The 15,527-nt window shown below is 64.4% G+C and carries 16 protein-coding genes; 8 read left to right on the top strand and 8 right to left on the bottom strand.

What is annotated here, in order from left to right; genetic code table 11:
- Positions 1–878 (bottom strand): Hsp70 family protein (locus tag VMS96_05115; protein ID HVP42787.1); only part of this gene is annotated, 878 nt, incomplete at its 3' end.
- Between the two features lie 228 nt (positions 879–1,106).
- On the opposite strand from VMS96_05115, the gene VMS96_05110 reads away from it, so the two are divergent.
- Positions 1,107–1,571: a hypothetical protein gene (locus tag VMS96_05110; protein HVP42786.1), complete on the top strand. Its 465-nt coding sequence runs from the start codon at positions 1,107–1,109 to the stop codon at positions 1,569–1,571.
- 54 nt (positions 1,572–1,625) lie between these two features.
- On the opposite strand, the gene glmS is transcribed toward VMS96_05110, so the two are convergent.
- From glmS to VMS96_05085, 5 genes are all read right to left on the bottom strand, one after another.
- The gene (gene glmS / locus VMS96_05105) at positions 1,626–3,500 is read right to left on the bottom strand and encodes a glutamine--fructose-6-phosphate transaminase (isomerizing) (GenBank protein ID HVP42785.1); all 1,875 of its coding nucleotides are present in this window, start codon (positions 3,498–3,500) and stop codon (positions 1,626–1,628) included.
- A 146-nt stretch (positions 3,501–3,646) separates the two neighbouring features.
- Positions 3,647–3,889 (bottom strand): phosphoribosylformylglycinamidine synthase subunit PurS, encoded by a 243-nt coding sequence (gene purS / locus VMS96_05100; GenBank protein ID HVP42784.1) that lies wholly within the window; start codon positions 3,887–3,889, stop codon positions 3,647–3,649.
- An 81-nt stretch (positions 3,890–3,970) separates the two neighbouring features.
- Positions 3,971–4,246, bottom strand: a complete 276-nt coding sequence (locus VMS96_05095) for a hypothetical protein (protein ID HVP42783.1) — start codon at positions 4,244–4,246, stop codon at positions 3,971–3,973.
- 141 nt (positions 4,247–4,387) lie between these two features.
- Positions 4,388–5,158 carry a LytTR family DNA-binding domain-containing protein gene (locus tag VMS96_05090; protein HVP42782.1) on the bottom strand — a complete coding sequence of 257 codons (771 nt, stop codon included), beginning with the start codon at positions 5,156–5,158 and terminating at the stop codon, positions 4,388–4,390.
- A gap of 30 nt (positions 5,159–5,188) precedes the next feature.
- Positions 5,189–6,364 carry an acetyl-CoA C-acetyltransferase gene (locus tag VMS96_05085; GenBank protein HVP42781.1) on the bottom strand — a complete coding sequence of 392 codons (1,176 nt, stop codon included), beginning with the start codon at positions 6,362–6,364 and terminating at the stop codon, positions 5,189–5,191.
- Between the two features lie 94 nt (positions 6,365–6,458).
- On the opposite strand from VMS96_05085, the gene rlmB reads away from it, so the two are divergent.
- Genes rlmB through VMS96_05070 form a run of 3 tightly spaced genes read left to right on the top strand, consistent with a single transcriptional unit; the run spans position 6,459 to position 10,405 of the window.
- Complete coding sequence (rlmB, locus tag VMS96_05080) at positions 6,459–7,196, top strand: 23S rRNA (guanosine(2251)-2'-O)-methyltransferase RlmB (GenBank protein HVP42780.1); 738 nt, start codon at positions 6,459–6,461, stop codon at positions 7,194–7,196.
- 3 nt (positions 7,197–7,199) lie between these two features.
- Complete coding sequence (locus VMS96_05075) at positions 7,200–8,927, top strand: hypothetical protein (protein HVP42779.1); 1,728 nt, start codon at positions 7,200–7,202, stop codon at positions 8,925–8,927.
- A gap of 47 nt (positions 8,928–8,974) precedes the next feature.
- Positions 8,975–10,405, top strand: coding sequence for an MBL fold metallo-hydrolase (locus tag VMS96_05070; protein HVP42778.1), 1,431 nt, complete (start codon positions 8,975–8,977; stop codon positions 10,403–10,405).
- Between the two features lie 93 nt (positions 10,406–10,498).
- Here VMS96_05070 and trpD read toward each other — a convergent pair whose 3' ends face one another.
- Positions 10,499–11,548 carry an anthranilate phosphoribosyltransferase gene (gene trpD / locus VMS96_05065; GenBank protein HVP42777.1) on the bottom strand — a complete coding sequence of 350 codons (1,050 nt, stop codon included), beginning with the start codon at positions 11,546–11,548 and terminating at the stop codon, positions 10,499–10,501.
- Between the two features lie 142 nt (positions 11,549–11,690).
- Between trpD and sucC the strand changes: the two genes are divergently transcribed.
- The 4 genes from sucC to VMS96_05045 all read left to right on the top strand — a co-directional run bounded on the left by sucC (position 11,691) and on the right by VMS96_05045 (position 14,733).
- Entirely contained in the window at positions 11,691–12,860 is a 1,170-nt protein-coding gene (sucC, locus tag VMS96_05060) for an ADP-forming succinate--CoA ligase subunit beta (GenBank protein ID HVP42776.1), read from the top strand.
- A gap of 211 nt (positions 12,861–13,071) precedes the next feature.
- Positions 13,072–13,956, top strand: a complete 885-nt coding sequence (gene sucD, locus VMS96_05055; GenBank protein ID HVP42775.1) for a succinate--CoA ligase subunit alpha — start codon at positions 13,072–13,074, stop codon at positions 13,954–13,956.
- A 79-nt stretch (positions 13,957–14,035) separates the two neighbouring features.
- Positions 14,036–14,464, top strand: a complete 429-nt coding sequence (gene ndk, locus VMS96_05050) for a nucleoside-diphosphate kinase (protein ID HVP42774.1) — start codon at positions 14,036–14,038, stop codon at positions 14,462–14,464.
- A gap of 80 nt (positions 14,465–14,544) precedes the next feature.
- Positions 14,545–14,733: a 2-hydroxymuconate tautomerase gene (locus VMS96_05045; protein HVP42773.1), complete on the top strand. Its 189-nt coding sequence runs from the start codon at positions 14,545–14,547 to the stop codon at positions 14,731–14,733.
- Positions 14,734–14,819: 86 nt separating this feature from the next.
- On the opposite strand, the gene VMS96_05040 is transcribed toward VMS96_05045, so the two are convergent.
- The coding region (locus tag VMS96_05040) for a polyprenyl synthetase family protein (GenBank protein ID HVP42772.1) at positions 14,820–15,527 on the bottom strand (708 nt) is incomplete at its 5' end.

Below are 15,527 nucleotides of genomic sequence, written 5' to 3'. Positions count from 1 at the left end.
TTCTTCACCAGGTGCTTGGGGCCGCTGGCGTCGGCGGTGATGAAGGGCAGGTTGATCTCGGTCTCCATGGTGGTGGAGAGCTCGATCTTGGCGCGCTCTGCGGCGTCGCGCAGCCGTTGCAACGCCATCTCGTTGCCCTTGTCGCGCAGGTTGAGGCCTTCGTCCTTCTTGAACTCGTCGATCAGCCAGTCCACGATGCGTTGGTCGATGTTGTCGCCGCCCAGGTGGGTGTCGCCGTTGGTGGACTTCACCTCGATGACCCCCTCGCCCACCTCCAGGATGGAGATGTCGAAGGTGCCGCCGCCGAAGTCGTACACCGCGATGGTCTCGTCCTTCTTCTTGTCGAGCCCGTAGGCCAGCGCCGCCGCCGTGGGCTCGTTGATGATGCGCTTGACGTCGAGCCCGGCGATGCGGCCGGCGTCCTTGGTGGCCTGGCGCTGGGCGTCGTTGAAATACGCCGGGACGGTGATGACCGCCTCGGTCACCTTCTCGCCCAGGTAGTCCTCCGCCGCCTTCTTCAGCTTCATCAGGACGAACGCGGAGATCTCCGGCGGGGTATATTTCTTGCCCTGCGCCAGCACCGCGACGTGGTCGCCCTCGCGCTCCACCTTGTAGGGGACCATCTTCATCTCTTCGTTGACTTCATCGAAGCGTCGCCCCATGAAGCGCTTGATGGAGTAAATCGTGTTCTCGGGATTGGTGATGGCCTGGCGTTTGGCCACCTGCCCCACCAGCCGTTCGCCGGTCTTGGTGAACCCGACGACCGACGGAGTGGTCCGGCCACCCTCTTCGTTGGCGATCACCTTAGGCTCCGCGCCCTCCATGACCGCTACCACGGAGTTCGTTGTGCCCAGGTCGATTCCGATGATCTTCGCCATGTTCTTACCTCAGCCTCCTGCTTATAAGTGCTTGATTCTTATGATGATTTAACCAAAACCGTTCTCTAACAACGCACTTAGAATAAGACTTGAGTGACTTATTGTCAAGATGTTAGATGCAGGGCGCTGGACCGGGTTGCAGGAGATTGCTCGCCTCCGCCAGGAAAATCGGCGCTGGACTGGGAGCAGAATCAGGCTAAACTGCGCCCACGGGTCGCGGAGGAGCTTATGCAATTGGAGCAGGAAGCTCGTATATGGCAGACCATCGGCATCGTCGCCTGGGCAGCAGGCGCCGGCATGTTATTGGTTCTCATGAAACAGAATGGAGTGGTGCGGGTCACCGATACGGCCACTCTGAGCACCGGGATTGCGGCGTCGTTCATGATGCTGGCGGGCATCGCCGGCACCGTATTCGGGCGGGTGATGCAAGCGCTGACAGCGGGATATGATGCCGTCGAGGCCAGGCTGTGGCATCTGCTTGCCACCCTGTGCTGCGCCTGCGGCGCCTTCGCAGTGCTTTACGAGGCTGTCGACAAGTGGAACAGCCCCGTATCGCTGACTGCCCTGACCGTGGGATTGGCCGGCGCGTTCCTGATCATGGCGGGAGTCGTCTGCCTGCTGGGCAATCGCGTCATGCACCGTGCCACGGAGAAACATTCCCACCCAGAGGCGGCCAAGACCGCCAGCGCCTAAGCAAAGCAAAAGGCCGGGCAGGCAGCCCGGCCTGAATTCTTTGCCTTGAAAGATCTATTCCACCGTCACTGACTTCGCCAGATTGCGTGGCTGGTCCACGTCGCAGCCGCGGCGGACGGCGATATGGTACGCCAGCAGCTGCAAGGGCACGACCTCCAGGATGGGCGACAGCAACTCGGGCGCCGGAGGGATGTAGACCACGTTGTCCACCGACTCGCGGATCTCTTCGTCGCCGTCGGTGGCCAGAGCGATCACCTTGCCGGACCGCGCCTTCACTTCCTTGATGTTGGAGAGCGTCTTCTCGTAGCGGGTCACCGATTCCGGGGTTTCGCCATCGCGCGTGGCGATGACCACCACCGGCAAGTTCTCGTCGATGAGCGCGTTGGGACCGTGCTTCATCTCGCCCGCGGGATAGCCTTCGGCGTGGATGTAGGAGATCTCCTTCAGCTTGAGCGCGCCTTCCAGGGCGATGGGATAGTGGATGCCGCGGCCCAGGAAGAGGAAATCCTGCGCCCGCGAGTACTCCTTGGCCAGGTCCTCCGTCTCCTCATCGCGGGTGAGGAGCATTTCCAGCTTGCCCGGGATGCGTGTCAGTTCGGTGATCAGCTTCTTGGCGCAGTCGGCGGTGACGGTGTTCCGCTTCTCCGCCATATGCAGCGCCAGCAGGAAGAGGGCGGTGAGCTGGGCGGTGAAGGCCTTGGTGGAGGCCACGCCGATCTCCGGCCCGGCGTGGGTGTAGATGGTGCCGGCGGCCTCGCGCGGGATCATGCTGCCCACCACGTTGCAGATGGCCAGGGTCTTCGAGCCCTTGGCTTTGGCCTCGCGCTGGGCGGCGATGGTGTCGGCGGTCTCGCCCGATTGCGAGATCAGCACGGTGAGGTGGTCGGGATCGACCAGCGGGTCGCGATAGCGCCACTCGCTGGCGTAATCCACCTCCACCGGGACGCGCGCCAGGCGCTCGATCATGAACTTGCCCGCCTGGCCGGCGTGCCAGCTGGTGCCGCAGGCCGCGATGTTGACTTTCCCGCAGTTCTGGAAATCGGCGTCACTGATTTCCATCTCCTCCAGGAAGATCCTGCCGCTGTCCAGGGAGACGCGTCCCAGGGTGGTATCGCGCACGGCCCGGGGCTGCTCGTAGATCTCCTTGAGCATGAAATGCTTGAAGCCGCCCTTCTCCGCCATGATGGGGTCCCAGGTGACGTGCTGCACCTGGCGCTGCACCGGCTTGCCGTCGAAGTCGGTGAGCTGCACTCCGCCGGGCGTGATCACCGCCAGGTCGCCGTCGGCCAGGAAGAACAGGTCGCGGGTGTGGTAGAGGATGGCGGGCACGTCGGAGGCCACGAAGTACTCGTCCTTGCCCAGCCCGATGACCGCGGGGGGCCCATTGCGCGCGGCCACGATCTTGTCGCGCTCGTCGGAGGCGATGATGGCCATGGCGAAGACGCCGGTGAGCAGCTTTGCCGTCCGGCGCACCGCCTCTTCCAGGGAGACCTGCTTGCTCCCGTCCGGGGCATAGTGGTGCTTCTCGACCAGGTGGGCGATCACCTCGGTGTCGGTCTCGGTGGTGAACTTGTGGCCTTCGGCGATGAGCTGCTTCTTGAGCTGGAGGTAGTTCTCGATGATCCCGTTGTGCACCACCACGATGCGGCCACTGCAATCGCGGTGGGGGTGGGCGTTCTCCTCGGTCGGACGCCCGTGGGTCGCCCAGCGGGTGTGCCCGATGCCGTAGGTGCCGTCGAGCGGCTTCAGACGGATGGCCTCTTCCAGGTTGCGCAGCTTGCCTTCGGCGCGGCGCACCTGCAGGCCGTCGCCGTTGCCGGCCACCGCGATGCCCGCCGAGTCGTAGCCGCGGTACTCCAGCCGCCGCAGCCCGTCCACGATCACCGGCACCACCCGTTTCTTACCTACATAGCCAACGATTCCACACACAAAACACCGCCTTGGGAAAGCTCCGGAGACTCACGATATCCGCTCATTATGCTTCAAAATGCCAGTTTAATGGATGGCTGCACCCATTACCTCGGTGCAAGAAGAGGGTTACCGCAGGTCGGCCGATCCGGCCGGGCACGCTGGACCTACTCTTCCAGCGAGTAGCGGAACTCCTCGATCACCGGGTTGGTGAGCACCTCGCGGGCGATGCGCTCCACCTCGTTCTTGGCCGCCTCCCGGTCGCCGTTGGCCAGCGTGATCTCGAAAAACTTGCCCTGGCGGACGTCATTGACGTCTCCATAGCCCATCTTCTTGAGCGCGCCGTGGATGGTCTTGCCCTGCGGATCGAGCACGGTCTTCTTGAGAGAGACGTAAACGTAGGCTTTCATCGGAATGGTTGATTATAGACGGAAAGCACATGGCCCGGCGTGACCGCCGGGCCATGGATGCGAGCGCCCAACCGGGCGGAGTTATCTCTTGCGGCCGAGCAGGAATCCGACCAGAGTGCCGATGGCGAAGGCGCCCGCGGCCGCGATTCCGACGCTGGTCAGGGGGTGGTGGCGGACATTGGCCTCGGCGTCGTCGATCACGTCTTCGGCGATGTTCCGGCCGCGTTTCGCCAGGCGGCGGGCGTCCTCGATCCCGTCCTCGATGGCGTGGATCACGGCGTTGCGCAGGCGGGCGGCCTCCTCTGCCGTTTCCGCGATCTGCTCATTCACCATTTTCTTCACGTTGGTGGTTTCCATAAGTGGCCTCCTCGGGGTGGCGTGCAACAGCGGACTGAAGTGGCAGGGGCCGAACGAGCACCGATTACATCACATGGCCGGCGGGACGGACAGTGACCGGGGTCACCCCCATTGGGTCATCGCCCAAACGGCCAACGACCCTCACAGCCCGAACAGCTCCCGCAGGCGCTTGGTCTGGGCCCGGCTCACCGGGATCTCCGATTGCTTCTTGTCGTCCATGCGCAGCTGGTACGAACTCTTGAACCAGGGCACGACTTCTTTGATGCGGTTGATGTTCACCAGGTACGACCGGTGTGCCCGCCAGAAATGGTTGGGATCGAGCGAATCCAGCAGTTCCTCCAGCGTCCGGCAGTTCGACTGCCCTTCCATCTGCGCGGTGAAGACGGTGATCACGCCGTCCTCGATCGAGGCGTAGCAGATGTCCTTCTGGTCCACCAGGAACAGCCGCCCCGCGGCCTTGAGCAACACCTTGGAGGCGCTGGGCCTCTGCTGCTCCAGCATCCTAACTAGGGTTTCCAGCTTGTCGGTAGGCGTGGCCGGGCTCTGGATGCGCTGCCTGGCCTTCTGCACCGACTGCGCCACCCGCTTCTTGTCGAATGGCTTGAGCAGGTAATCGACGGCATTGACCTCGAAGGCCTTCACCGCATATTGGTCGAAGGCGGTGGCGAAGATGATCTGCGGCATCGAGACCTTCTTGTCCAGCAGCTTCTTGATGACGCCGAAGCCGTCCAGCCCCGGCATCTGCACGTCCAGGAAGACCAGGTCGGGCGCGTGCTCCTTGATCAGGTTCACCGCCTCCACCCCGTTCTTGCCCTGGGCGACAATATCCACGCCGTCCACCGACTTCAGCAGGTAGGCGAGCTCGTCCCGCGCCAGCTGCTCATCATCCACGATCACTGCGGAAAGCGACATCCACACTCCTCACGAACCCTAGAAGTATATTTACTCGACCCGCTCCAGCGCCAGCGCCATGCCCATCCCGCCGCTCACGCACAGCGTCGCCAGGCCACGCTGCGCTTTGCGCTTCATCATCTCGTGCAGCAACGTCACGGTGATACGGGTGCCCGTGCAGCCGATGGGATGCCCCAGCGCGACCGCCCCGCCATTTACGTTCAGCTTGGTATGGTCGAAATGCAGTTCGCGGTCGCAGGCCAGCACCTGAGCGGCGAAGGCCTCGTTCAATTCGACCACGTCGAACTGCTCCAACTTCAACCCCGTTTGCTTCTCCAGTTTCCTGACCGCGGGCACCGGCCCGATGCCCATGGTCTTCGGGTCCACGCCGACCGAGGTCGCGCCCAGGATCCGGGCCAGCGGCTTCAGGTTGTGCTGCTTCACGAACGCCTCTCCCGCCACCACTACCGCCGCCGCCCCGTCGGTGATGCCCGAGGCGTTGCCCGCGGTGATGGTTCCGGTCTTCTTGTCGAAGGCGGGCGGCAGCTTCGCCATCTTCTCCAGCGACGCGCCCAGGAACGGGTGCTCGTCCTTGGCGAAGGTGGTTGCCCCCTTCTTGCTCTCCATCACCACCGGCACGATCTCATCGTCGAAGCGCCCGGAGTTGATGGCGCGCTCGGCCCGCTGCTGCGAGCACAGCGCGTACTGGTCCTGTTCCTCGCGGCCGATCTTGTACTGCTGGGCCAGGATCTCGGCGGTCTCGCCCATCACCATCTTGGCCATGGGGCAGAAGAAGCCGTCGCGATACATGCCGTCCACCAGCTCGCTGTTGCCCAGCCGGTACCCCCAGCGCGCGCCCTCCAGGTAGTAGGGAAGCCGCGACATGGATTCGGTGCCCCCGGCCAGCACGCACTCCATGTTGCCGTGCAGGATCTCCTGGTAGCCGAGGACGATGGTCTTCATGCCCGAGGCGCACGCCTGGTTCACGGTGTAGGCCGGGACCTCCTGCGGCACGCCGCTACGGACGGAGATCTGCCGGGCCACGTTGGGCCCGCCGCCCGCCTGCCGCGCGTTGCCGAAGATGGTCTCTTCGACCTGGCCGGGCTCGACCCCGGCGCGCTCCATCGCTGCCTTGGCGGCGACCACGCCCATGTCCGCCGCAGTCTGCGACAGCAGCGAGCCGCCGAACTTCCCGATCGCCGTACGCACCGCCGAAAGGATGTACACGCCCTGCAAATCGGCACCTCCGAACCGCTTAGTCTAACAAAGCGCCGGGCGAGGACGCCCGGCCTACGCAAGCTGGGCTTGCTACACTGTCTCCATGGACGTCATCTACGGCATTCACGCCGTCGCCGAGGCGCTGAAGTCGCGCGGCCGCGCCTTCGAGTACGTGGCCGTCTCCCGCGACCGCCGTGACGCCAAATTGCAGAAGATCGTGGAGGATTGCCGCTCCTCCCGCGTTCCAGTGCGATTCGTCGAGCGCCAGGAGCTCGACCGCCTGGCCAACCGTGCCACGCACCAGGGCGTGGTCGCGGTCACCGCCGCTAAGCAGTACGGCGACCTTGAAGATCTGCTTGCCCGCCGCCGCGGCCAACACGCGTTCCTGATCGTTCTGGACGGCGTCGAAGACCCCCACAACCTGGGCGCCATCATCCGCACCGCCGACGCCGCCGGCGCCGACGGCATCATCCTGCCCGAACGGCGCGCCGTGGGCGTCACCGGCACGGTCGCCAAGGCTTCCGCCGGGGCCAGCGAGCACCTGCCCATCGCCAAGGTCACCAACATCTCCCGCGCCATCGAGGAGTTGAAGAAAGAGAACGTCTGGACCGTGGGTCTCGACGAGCGCGGCGCCCAGAGCTACGACCAGCTCGATTACCAGATGGACTGCGCGCTGGTGCTTGGCGCCGAGGGCAAGGGCCTGCACGAGCAGGTGCGCAAGCACTGCGACTTCGTGGTGTCCATCCCCATGCTCGGCCAGATGCCGTCGCTGAACGTGTCGGTCGCCGCCGGCGTGGTCATGTACGAGATTGCCCGCCAGCGCAGGGCAGGAAAGAAGTAAGGAATGAAAAGGCTTCTCTGCGTTCTCTGCGTGCTCTGCGGTTTGTCTTTTTCTTCCTACGCCCTCGACCGCCACGCCTTCACCTTTACCGATTACAACCTGACCGTCACCCTCACGCCGGCATCTTCAGGATTCGAAGTTGCGGGGAAGATCACGTTACGCAACGATTCGTCCGAGCCGCAGAAACTCGCCGTTCTCCAGATCTCATCGAGCCTTGACTGGAAGTCGGTCACCGTCGCCGGGAAGCCTGTGCAGTACGTCTCGCAGCCGTACAGCTCCGATATCGATCACACCGGTGCCCTTACTGAAGCAATAGTTACGCTACCCGTGCCGGTGGCGCCCAGTGCTACGGTGGAGCTCCAGGTCGTCTACGCCGGCACCATCACCCAGGACGCCACCCGGCTGACACGCATTGGGGTGCCAGAAAAAACCGCGCTCGCGAGCGATTGGGACCGCATCGGCGAGCCGTTCTCGGCGGTGCGCGGCGTGGGCTACGTGACCTGGTATCCGATCTCGACCGAAGCGGCAAGCCTCACGTTCGAGAATCAGTTGTTCGACGAGATCGGGGCGTGGAAGCGGAGGGAGATCGAATCGCAGATGCAGATGCATCTCGCGCTGAAGAACGTGTCCGGCGAGGTTGTGCCGAATGTGAGTTCCGTGTGGCAATGTTTTCACCCGGATTCTGCCCCTACGCCGTCAGGATGCATTTGGCATCAACGGGACGACTGGAAATCCCCAGCCTTTACCCTTGGGAACTACGAGGGCCTGTCGCGAGCAGGGCTGCAGATCGACTACCTCGCGGGCCGCCAGCCGCTTGCCGAAGACCACGCCCGCGTCATCACTGCGCTTACCCCGTTCGTCACCCAGTGGTTTGGGGAACCCAAGCAGCCTATCCACATCGTCGAGCTCGCGTGGCCGGACGCCAATCCCTGGGAGAGCGGCGCCCTGTTCCTGACGCCGCTGAAGCAGGTCCTTTCCGAGCCGCTGCAGCTTCAGTTGGTGCACCAGCTCACGCATACGGCCTTGCCCTCACCGCGGCCGTGGATCTTCGAAGGTGTCGCCCAGTTCGCCCAGGCGCTGGAGCGCGAGCGCCAGGCCGGGCGCCGTGCCGCCATCGAGTTCATGGAGGCACAGTCGGCGCTGCTCGTCGCCCTCCAGCAGCCGAACCTCCCCGACGCTCCCGGCCGCAAAGACACCACGCCTCCGCGCCGGCTGGAGCCGCTGGCCACCACCTCCGACGAGATCTTCTATCGTCTGAAGGCCATGCGCGTCTGGTGGATGCTGCGCGACCTGGTCGGCGACGCCGCCCTCCAGCGCGCCCTGCACAACTACAAGGCGCAGGACGATGGCGAGCCTTCCTACCTGCAGCGTCTGCTCGAAGCCGAGACCCAGCGCAAGCTGGAGTGGTTCTTCGACGACTGGGTCTACCGCGACCGCGGGCTGCCCGACTTCCGCATCGATGCCGTGTACCCGCGCGCCATTCTGGCCGGCGGCTACACCCTGACCATCACGGTGGAGAACTCCGGCGAAGCCGGCGCCGAGGTGCCGGTCACGGTCGAGACCGCGCACGGGCAGATCACTCGCCGGCTGGAGGTCCGCGGCCGCCAGAAGGCGGTCATCCGCATCGAGGTCCCCGAAGCCCCCAGGCGCGTGATCGTCAACGACGGCAGCGTACCGGAGCTCGACCGGACTAATAACTCTTTTGATGTCCAGATACCCGCGAAGCAATAATAGGCACTGGGCACTGAGTACTTGGTACTGAGTACAATCTTCCGCCAATGGCCTACATCCAATTCCTCGGCGCCGCCGGCACCGTCACCGGCTCCAAGCACCTCATCAACGTCTCCGGCGACACCACTGGCAAGCACGGCCTGCAGGTCCTGATCGATTGCGGTCTCTTCCAGGGGCAGAAGGAATGGCGCGAGCGCAACTGGCAGGACACGCCGGTGCCCGCCCGCGAGATCGATTACGTCATCCTCACCCATGCCCACCTCGACCACACCGGCTGGGTGCCACGGCTGGTGAAGGAAGGCTTTACCGGGCAGATCTTCTGTACCCCGGCGACCCTCGACCTCTGCTCCATCCTCCTGCCCGATTCCGGCCACCTGCAGGAAGAAGACGCGGAGTTCGCCAACCGCAAGAAGACCTCGAAGCACACGCCCGCGCTGCCGCTCTACACCGAAGAGGAGGCGCAGGACTGCCTGCGCCTCTTCGAACCCGTGGATTTCGGCGAGACCAAACAGCTCGGAGCTGAGTTGTCCTTCCGCTTCGTGCGCAGCGCCCACATCCTGGGGGCCTCGATGGTGGAAGTGACGGTCAACGCCGACGGCGCCTCGCGCCGCATGCTGTTCACCGGCGACATCGGGCGGGTGCGCAACGTGCGCGCCAATCCCGGCAAAGTGGTGCACGCCGGCCCCACCGAAGGCGAGCAGGCCGACATCCTGGTGATGGAGTCCACCTACGGCAACCGTCTCCACCCTACAACAGACCCGCGCCCGGAACTCGCTCGCCTGATCCGCGAGACCGCGCAGCGCGGCGGCTCGGTCGTCGTCCCAGCTTTCGCCGTCGAGCGTACTCAGAAGTTTCTCTTTCTGGTGAAAGAGCTGATTGAATCCGGCGAGATCCCCCGCCTGCCGATCTATACCGACAGCCCCATGGCCTGCAAAGCGGTGGACATCTTCCTGAGGCACACCGAGGAGTTCAGCCAGGACACCAGGAACCTGATCGCGAAATACGGCTCGCCGCTCGTGTGGCCCGGCTTCAAGTTCGCCACCACCGCCGAGGAGTCAAAGAAGATCAACGACTCGCGCTATCCCTGCGTGATCGTTTCGTCCAGCGGCATGGTGACCGGCGGGCGCATCCAGCACCATCTCATCCAGCGCCTGCCCGACCCGCGCAATCTGGTACTGTTCATCGGATTCCAGGCGCCGGGCACGCGCGGCTTCACCATCAAGAGCGGCGCGCCAGACGTCAAGATCTTCGGCCAGATTGTCCCCATCCGGGCCCAGATCGCGGCCCTGGAGCAGTTCTCCGACCACGCCGACACCCCGGAGCTCCTCTCCTGGCTGCGCACTTTCCCTCGCCCGCCCCGGACCACTTACCTGGTCCACGGCGAGCCCCAGGCCTCGTCGCAGCTGCGCGACGCCATGAGGAAGGAGCTTGGCTGGAACATCGAGGTCGCCGAGTACATGCAGAAGGTGCAGGCGTGAAAAAGACATCCCGAGCGAAGCGAGGGAGCCCTATCGCTGAAGAATCGCCCAGGGTATAGGGTTCCCTCACTTCGTTCGGGATGTTAGAGAAGATCAGTGCTGGTTGGTGAACCGCACCAGCGCTTCCAGCTTCTGCATCGCCGCCCCGGAATCAAGTGACCTTGCCGCGATGGGAACCGCATCGCCTAGGTGGTCCGCCCGTCCCGCCGCCACCAGCGCGGCCGCCGCGTTCAGCAGCACCACGTCGCGCCGTGCCGATTTCTTCCCCCGCAGAACATCCCGGATGATGCCCGCATTCACCCCCGCGTCCCCGCCGGAGATGTCCTCCAGCGTGCCGCGCTGCATGCCGAAATCCTCCGGCGCCACCTCGTACGCGCGGACCCGGCCCTCGCGCACCTCGGCCACCCGCGTCGGCCCGGTGATGGTGATCTCGTCCAGCCCATCGTTTCCATGAACCACCAGTGCCCGCCGCACTCCCAGCAGCGACAGCGCCTCCGCCAGCTTCTCCACCAGGCTCTCGGAATACACGCCCACCACCTGCGCCGACGCATGCGCCGGATTGGTCAGCGGCCCCAGCAGGTTGAAGACCGTGCGCAGCCGCAGCTCGCGCCGCGCCGGCTGCACGTACTTGGTCGCAGAATGCATCGCGGGCGCGAACAGGAACGCGATCCCCACCTCGCTCAGGCACTGTGCCAGCCGCGCCGCGGGCAGGGAAATGTTCACCCCCAGCGCCTCCATCACGTCCGCCGACCCGCACTTCGAGGTGACGCTGCGGTTGCCGTGTTTGGCCACGCGCACCCCCGCGCCGGCCACCGCCAGGGCGGTCGCGGTCGAGATGTTGAACGTCCCCGAAGCATCGCCGCCGGTGCCGCAGGTGTCCACCAGCGCATCGCGCCCCGTGCCGCTGACGTCCACCATCGAGTCCTCCGGGATGGTGAGCGGCGTAGCCGCCGCACGGATCGCCTCGGCGAAGCCGACGATCTCCTCCACCGTCTCGCCCTTCATATGCAGCGCCACCAGCAGGGCCGCGATCTGCGCGTCCGAGGCCCCGCCGCGCAGGATCTCGCTCATTACCGCGCGTGCCTGCTCCCGCGACAGCGACTCGCGGTGGTTGGCCACGCGGTGCAGGGCATCCAGGATCATGGCGCTCCAAGCTTACCCCATCGATTTCCCCGCCAAAAGCCAATAGCCAAAAGCTCACGGCGGTTATAGAATCGTTCGTTTCCTGCCCATCGGTTTCCCCCGGTAGCAGCAAGCAATCTGAAACGTAGTCCTACATACGATCATGAAAATCCACGAGTATCAGGCAAAAGCCATCATCCAGAAGTTCGGTGTCGCGGTGCCGCGGGGCGAAGTGGCCGTGACCCGCGAAGAAGCCGAGAACGCCGCCAAGAACCTGCTGGCCGCCGGCGCCTCGGGTGTCGTGGTCAAGGCGCAGATCCATGCCGGAGGCCGCGGCAAAGGCGGCGGGGTGAAGCTCGCCAAGACCGCCCCCGAAGCCGGCGAGATCGCCGCCCACATGCTGGGCATGAAGCTGGTCACCCACCAGACCGGCCCCGAGGGCAAGATCGTGCAGCGCCTGCTGGTGGAAGAAACGCTCCCCATCGAGCGCGAGCTCTACCTCGGCATCGTCATCGACCGCGCCGAAGCCAAGCCGGTGTTTATGGCCTCGGCCGCCGGTGGCATGGAGATCGAACAGGTCGCCGCCCAGAACCCCGACGCCATCCTCAAAGAATGGATCGACCCCGGCGCCGGCCTGCTCGGCTACCAGGCGCGCAAGCTGGCGTTCGGACTCGGCCTCAAGCCCGAGCAGATCAACGAAGCGGTCAAGTTCATGACCGCGCTTTACAAGGCCTGCGAAGCCACCGACGCCTCGCTCACCGAGATCAATCCGTTCATCACCACCAAGGACGGCAAGCTCTACGCCCTCGACGCCAAGATCAACTTCGACGACAACGCGCTCTTCCGCCACAAGGACCTGAGGGAGCTGCGCGACATCAGCGAGGAAGACCCGCTCGAGGTCGAAGCCTCGAAGTACGGGCTCAACTACATCAAGCTCGACGGCAACGTCGGGTGCATGGTAAACGGCGCTGGCCTGGCCATGTCCACCATGGACATCATCAAGTACGCCGGCGGCAATCCGGCGAACTTCCTCGACGTCGGCGGCGGCGCCAACGCCGAGCAGGTCACCCACGCCTTCGAGATCCTGCTCAGCGACAAGAACGTGCGCGCCGTGCTCATCAACATCTTCGGTGGCATCCTGCGCGTGGACACCCTGGCCCAGGGCGTGGTCGAGGCGGCCCGCAAGACCAACATCCAGTTGCCCATCGTGCTGCGGCTGGAAGGCACCAACGTCGAGGCCGGCCGCGAGATCCTGAAGAACTCGGGGCTGAATTTCATCGTTGCCAGCACCATGAAGGACGCGGCCGAAAAAGTCGTCGCCGCCGCGAGGTAGTCGAATTTGCAATGAAGAAGCATGTAACTGAGATATTTACTCGTTGCGCCCGTTGTGGCGGAAAAGTGTTCATGACCTCGAAGCAGCACAGAAACTGGGAAAGATCTGGTGAGCCGGCAATCTGCCTTGATTGTCAGCTTTCGCCGCCGGATATGGCGCGGCAGAGAGTCAGCCGATTGGTTTACGTTGTAAAGAAACGGAATAGGAAAACATGAGCGTACTCATCGATAAATCCACCAAAGTCATCGTCCAGGGCCTGACCGGCAAAGAAGGCACCTTCCACGCCAAGACCTGTGCCGAGTACGGCACCAGGATTGTCGGCGGAGTCACCCCCGGCAAGGGCGGCACCACCCACGAGGGCTGGCCGATTTTCAACACCGTGCTCGAAGCTGCCGACAGGACCGGCGCCAACGCCAGCGTCATCTTCGTCCCGCCGCCGTTCGCCGCCGACGCCATCATGGAGGCGGCCGATGCCGAGATGGAGCTCATCGTCTGCATCACCGAGGGCATCCCAACGCTCGACATGGTGCGGGTGTGGGAGTTCCTGCAGGCGCGCCGTTCGCGCCTCATCGGGCCGAATTGCCCGGGCATCATCTCGCCCGGCAAGTGCAAGATCGGCATCATGCCCGGACACATCCACCGCGAGGGCAACGTGGGCATCGTCTCCCGCTCGGGCACGCTGACCTACGAAGCGGTGCACCAGCTCACGCTGCGCGGCATCGGGCAGTCCACCGCCATCGGCATCGGCGGCGATCCCATCATCGGGACCAATTTCATCGACGCCCTGGAGCTTTTCCAGAAGGATCCGCAGACCGAGGCCATCGTGATGATCGGCGAGATCGGCGGCAACGCCGAAGAGCAGGCCGCCGAGTACATCCAGAAGCACGTCACCAAGCCGGTGGTGTCGTTCATCGCCGGCCAGACTGCGCCTCCGGGACGCCGCATGGGACACGCCGGGGCCATCATCTCCGGCGGACACGGTACCGCCGCCGAGAAGATGAAAGCGCTCACCGCCGCCGGCATCAAGGTCTGCAAGACGCCCGCCGAGATCGGCGACACCGTCGCCGCCTCCATGGGCGCCCACGCTACGCGCTGAGTTTTTCGGAAGCGATGCGGCTCGGCCGTATCGCTTCCGGCCTAACTACCAACTACCAGCTACGAGCTACCAGGAAAGAATGAAGACTCTGCAACGAACGCTCGCCATCATCAAGCCGGACGCCATGGCCCGCAGCGGGGCCACGGGCGACATCCTGTCCACCATCGAGAAGCACGGTTTCCGCCTCATCGGGGCGAAAATGCTGCACCTGACCAAGGCCCAGGCCGAGGGCTTTTACGCGGTCCACGCCGGCAAGCCGTTCTTCGAATCGCTTACGAATTTCATGTCCACGGGCGCAGTGCTGGTACTGGCGCTGGAGAAGGAAGACGCCATCGCCGCCTGGCGCGACCTGATGGGACCCACCAACCCGGCCAACGCCGGCGAGGGCACCATCCGCAAGAAGTGGGGCAGCAGCATCGAGCGCAACGCGGTGCACGGTTCCGATGCCGACGACACCGCCCGCTTCGAGCTCAGCTACTTCTTCGCCGGATATGAATTAGCGAAGTGATCGCGCTTGGCGGGCGTGAGCGAGGCGTAATGCCGAGCGGGAGTCCGCCGCGATCATCCTGAACAGAGCGAAGGATCTCCATGCCACACGTCCAAGTCACTCTCTTGCAGGGCCGCTCCACCGACCAGAAACGCAAGCTCGTCACCCGCATCACCGATGCCCTGGTCGAAGAATGCAATGCCACCCGCGACGCCATCACCGTCGCCATCGTCGAGGTCCCCAAGGAGGACTTCGCCCGCGGCGGCACCCTGATCGTGGATCGAAAATGACGTGGCTCGGCCGTGTCAGCCGTGCCCGCACCCGCGCACACTTATGTTTGTTCTTCTCTGTGCGCTCTGTGTTTCTGTGGTGAGATCTACTTTTCTCTAGAAACCACGAAATCCGGCACCCACAGCAGCGCCCGCTTGATTTCCGAGTCGGGGAACTCGCGGATCAGCTCCCGCGCCTCCGCCGCATACTCCGACGCCCGCGCCAGGGCGAAATCCAGCGAACCGTAGCGGTTGAGGATCTTGAGGATGTCCTGGTGCCCCACGCCGTTGAAGGCGCGCTCCCGCAGCACGGTCTCGATCTGCTTGCGCTCCACTGGAGTGCAGCGCTCCAGCGCGTGGATCACCGCCAGCGTCGCCTTGCCCTCGCGCAGATCGCTGGCCACGGGCTTGCCCAGAACCTCCTCCGTCGCTGTCAGGTCCAGCACGTCATCGACAATCTGAAATGCCAGGCCGACAGCGCGGCCATACACGCCCGCGGACGCTTCCTGCTGCTCGGTGGCCCCGGCCAGCACTGCGCCCAGGCGCATCGACACAGAGAACAGGCACGCGGTCTTGCGGAAGATCAGATCGTAGTACTCGGCCTCGCTCACGGCCTTGCCCAGTTTCTGAATCTGCAGCAGCTCGCCTTCCACCATCTGCTGGGTCAGGCCGATGAGAAGATCCAGCACTTTGAGGTTCTTTTCTTCAAGCGCCACTTTAAAGGCCTGCATGTAGAGCCAGTCGCCGGCCAGCACGCACTTCTCGTTGCCCCAGGTGGTGTTGGCCGAGGGCCGCCCGCGCCGCATGTTGGCCCC

Source organism: Terriglobales bacterium (genome assembly GCA_035543055.1).
GTDB lineage: Bacteria > Acidobacteriota > Terriglobia > Terriglobales > Acidobacteriaceae > JAIQFD01.
Note: the sequence above shows the minus strand (reverse complement) of the source record. Positions and strands in the feature narration are given on the sequence as shown.

What these genes read in the sequence shown, in the direction of transcription:
- sucC (HVP42776.1), top strand. Translation starts at nt 11,691, where the DNA reads ATGAAAATCCACGAGTATCAGGCAAAAGCCATCATCCAGAAGTTCGGT.
- sucD (HVP42775.1), top strand. Translation starts at nt 13,072, where the DNA reads ATGAGCGTACTCATCGATAAATCCACCAAAGTCATCGTCCAGGGCCTG.
- VMS96_05075 (HVP42779.1), top strand. Translation starts at nt 7,200, where the DNA reads ATGAAAAGGCTTCTCTGCGTTCTCTGCGTGCTCTGCGGTTTGTCTTTT.
- VMS96_05095 (HVP42783.1), bottom strand. Translation starts at nt 4,246, where the DNA reads ATGGAAACCACCAACGTGAAGAAAATGGTGAATGAGCAGATCGCGGAA.
- purS (HVP42784.1), bottom strand. Translation starts at nt 3,889, where the DNA reads ATGAAAGCCTACGTTTACGTCTCTCTCAAGAAGACCGTGCTCGATCCG.
- rlmB (HVP42780.1), top strand. Translation starts at nt 6,459, where the DNA reads ATGGACGTCATCTACGGCATTCACGCCGTCGCCGAGGCGCTGAAGTCG.
- VMS96_05090 (HVP42782.1), bottom strand. Translation starts at nt 5,158, where the DNA reads ATGTCGCTTTCCGCAGTGATCGTGGATGATGAGCAGCTGGCGCGGGAC.
- VMS96_05110 (HVP42786.1), top strand. Translation starts at nt 1,107, where the DNA reads ATGCAATTGGAGCAGGAAGCTCGTATATGGCAGACCATCGGCATCGTC.
- trpD (HVP42777.1), bottom strand. Translation starts at nt 11,548, where the DNA reads ATGATCCTGGATGCCCTGCACCGCGTGGCCAACCACCGCGAGTCGCTG.
- VMS96_05070 (HVP42778.1), top strand. Translation starts at nt 8,975, where the DNA reads ATGGCCTACATCCAATTCCTCGGCGCCGCCGGCACCGTCACCGGCTCC.
- ndk (HVP42774.1), top strand. Translation starts at nt 14,036, where the DNA reads ATGAAGACTCTGCAACGAACGCTCGCCATCATCAAGCCGGACGCCATG.
- VMS96_05045 (HVP42773.1), top strand. Translation starts at nt 14,545, where the DNA reads ATGCCACACGTCCAAGTCACTCTCTTGCAGGGCCGCTCCACCGACCAG.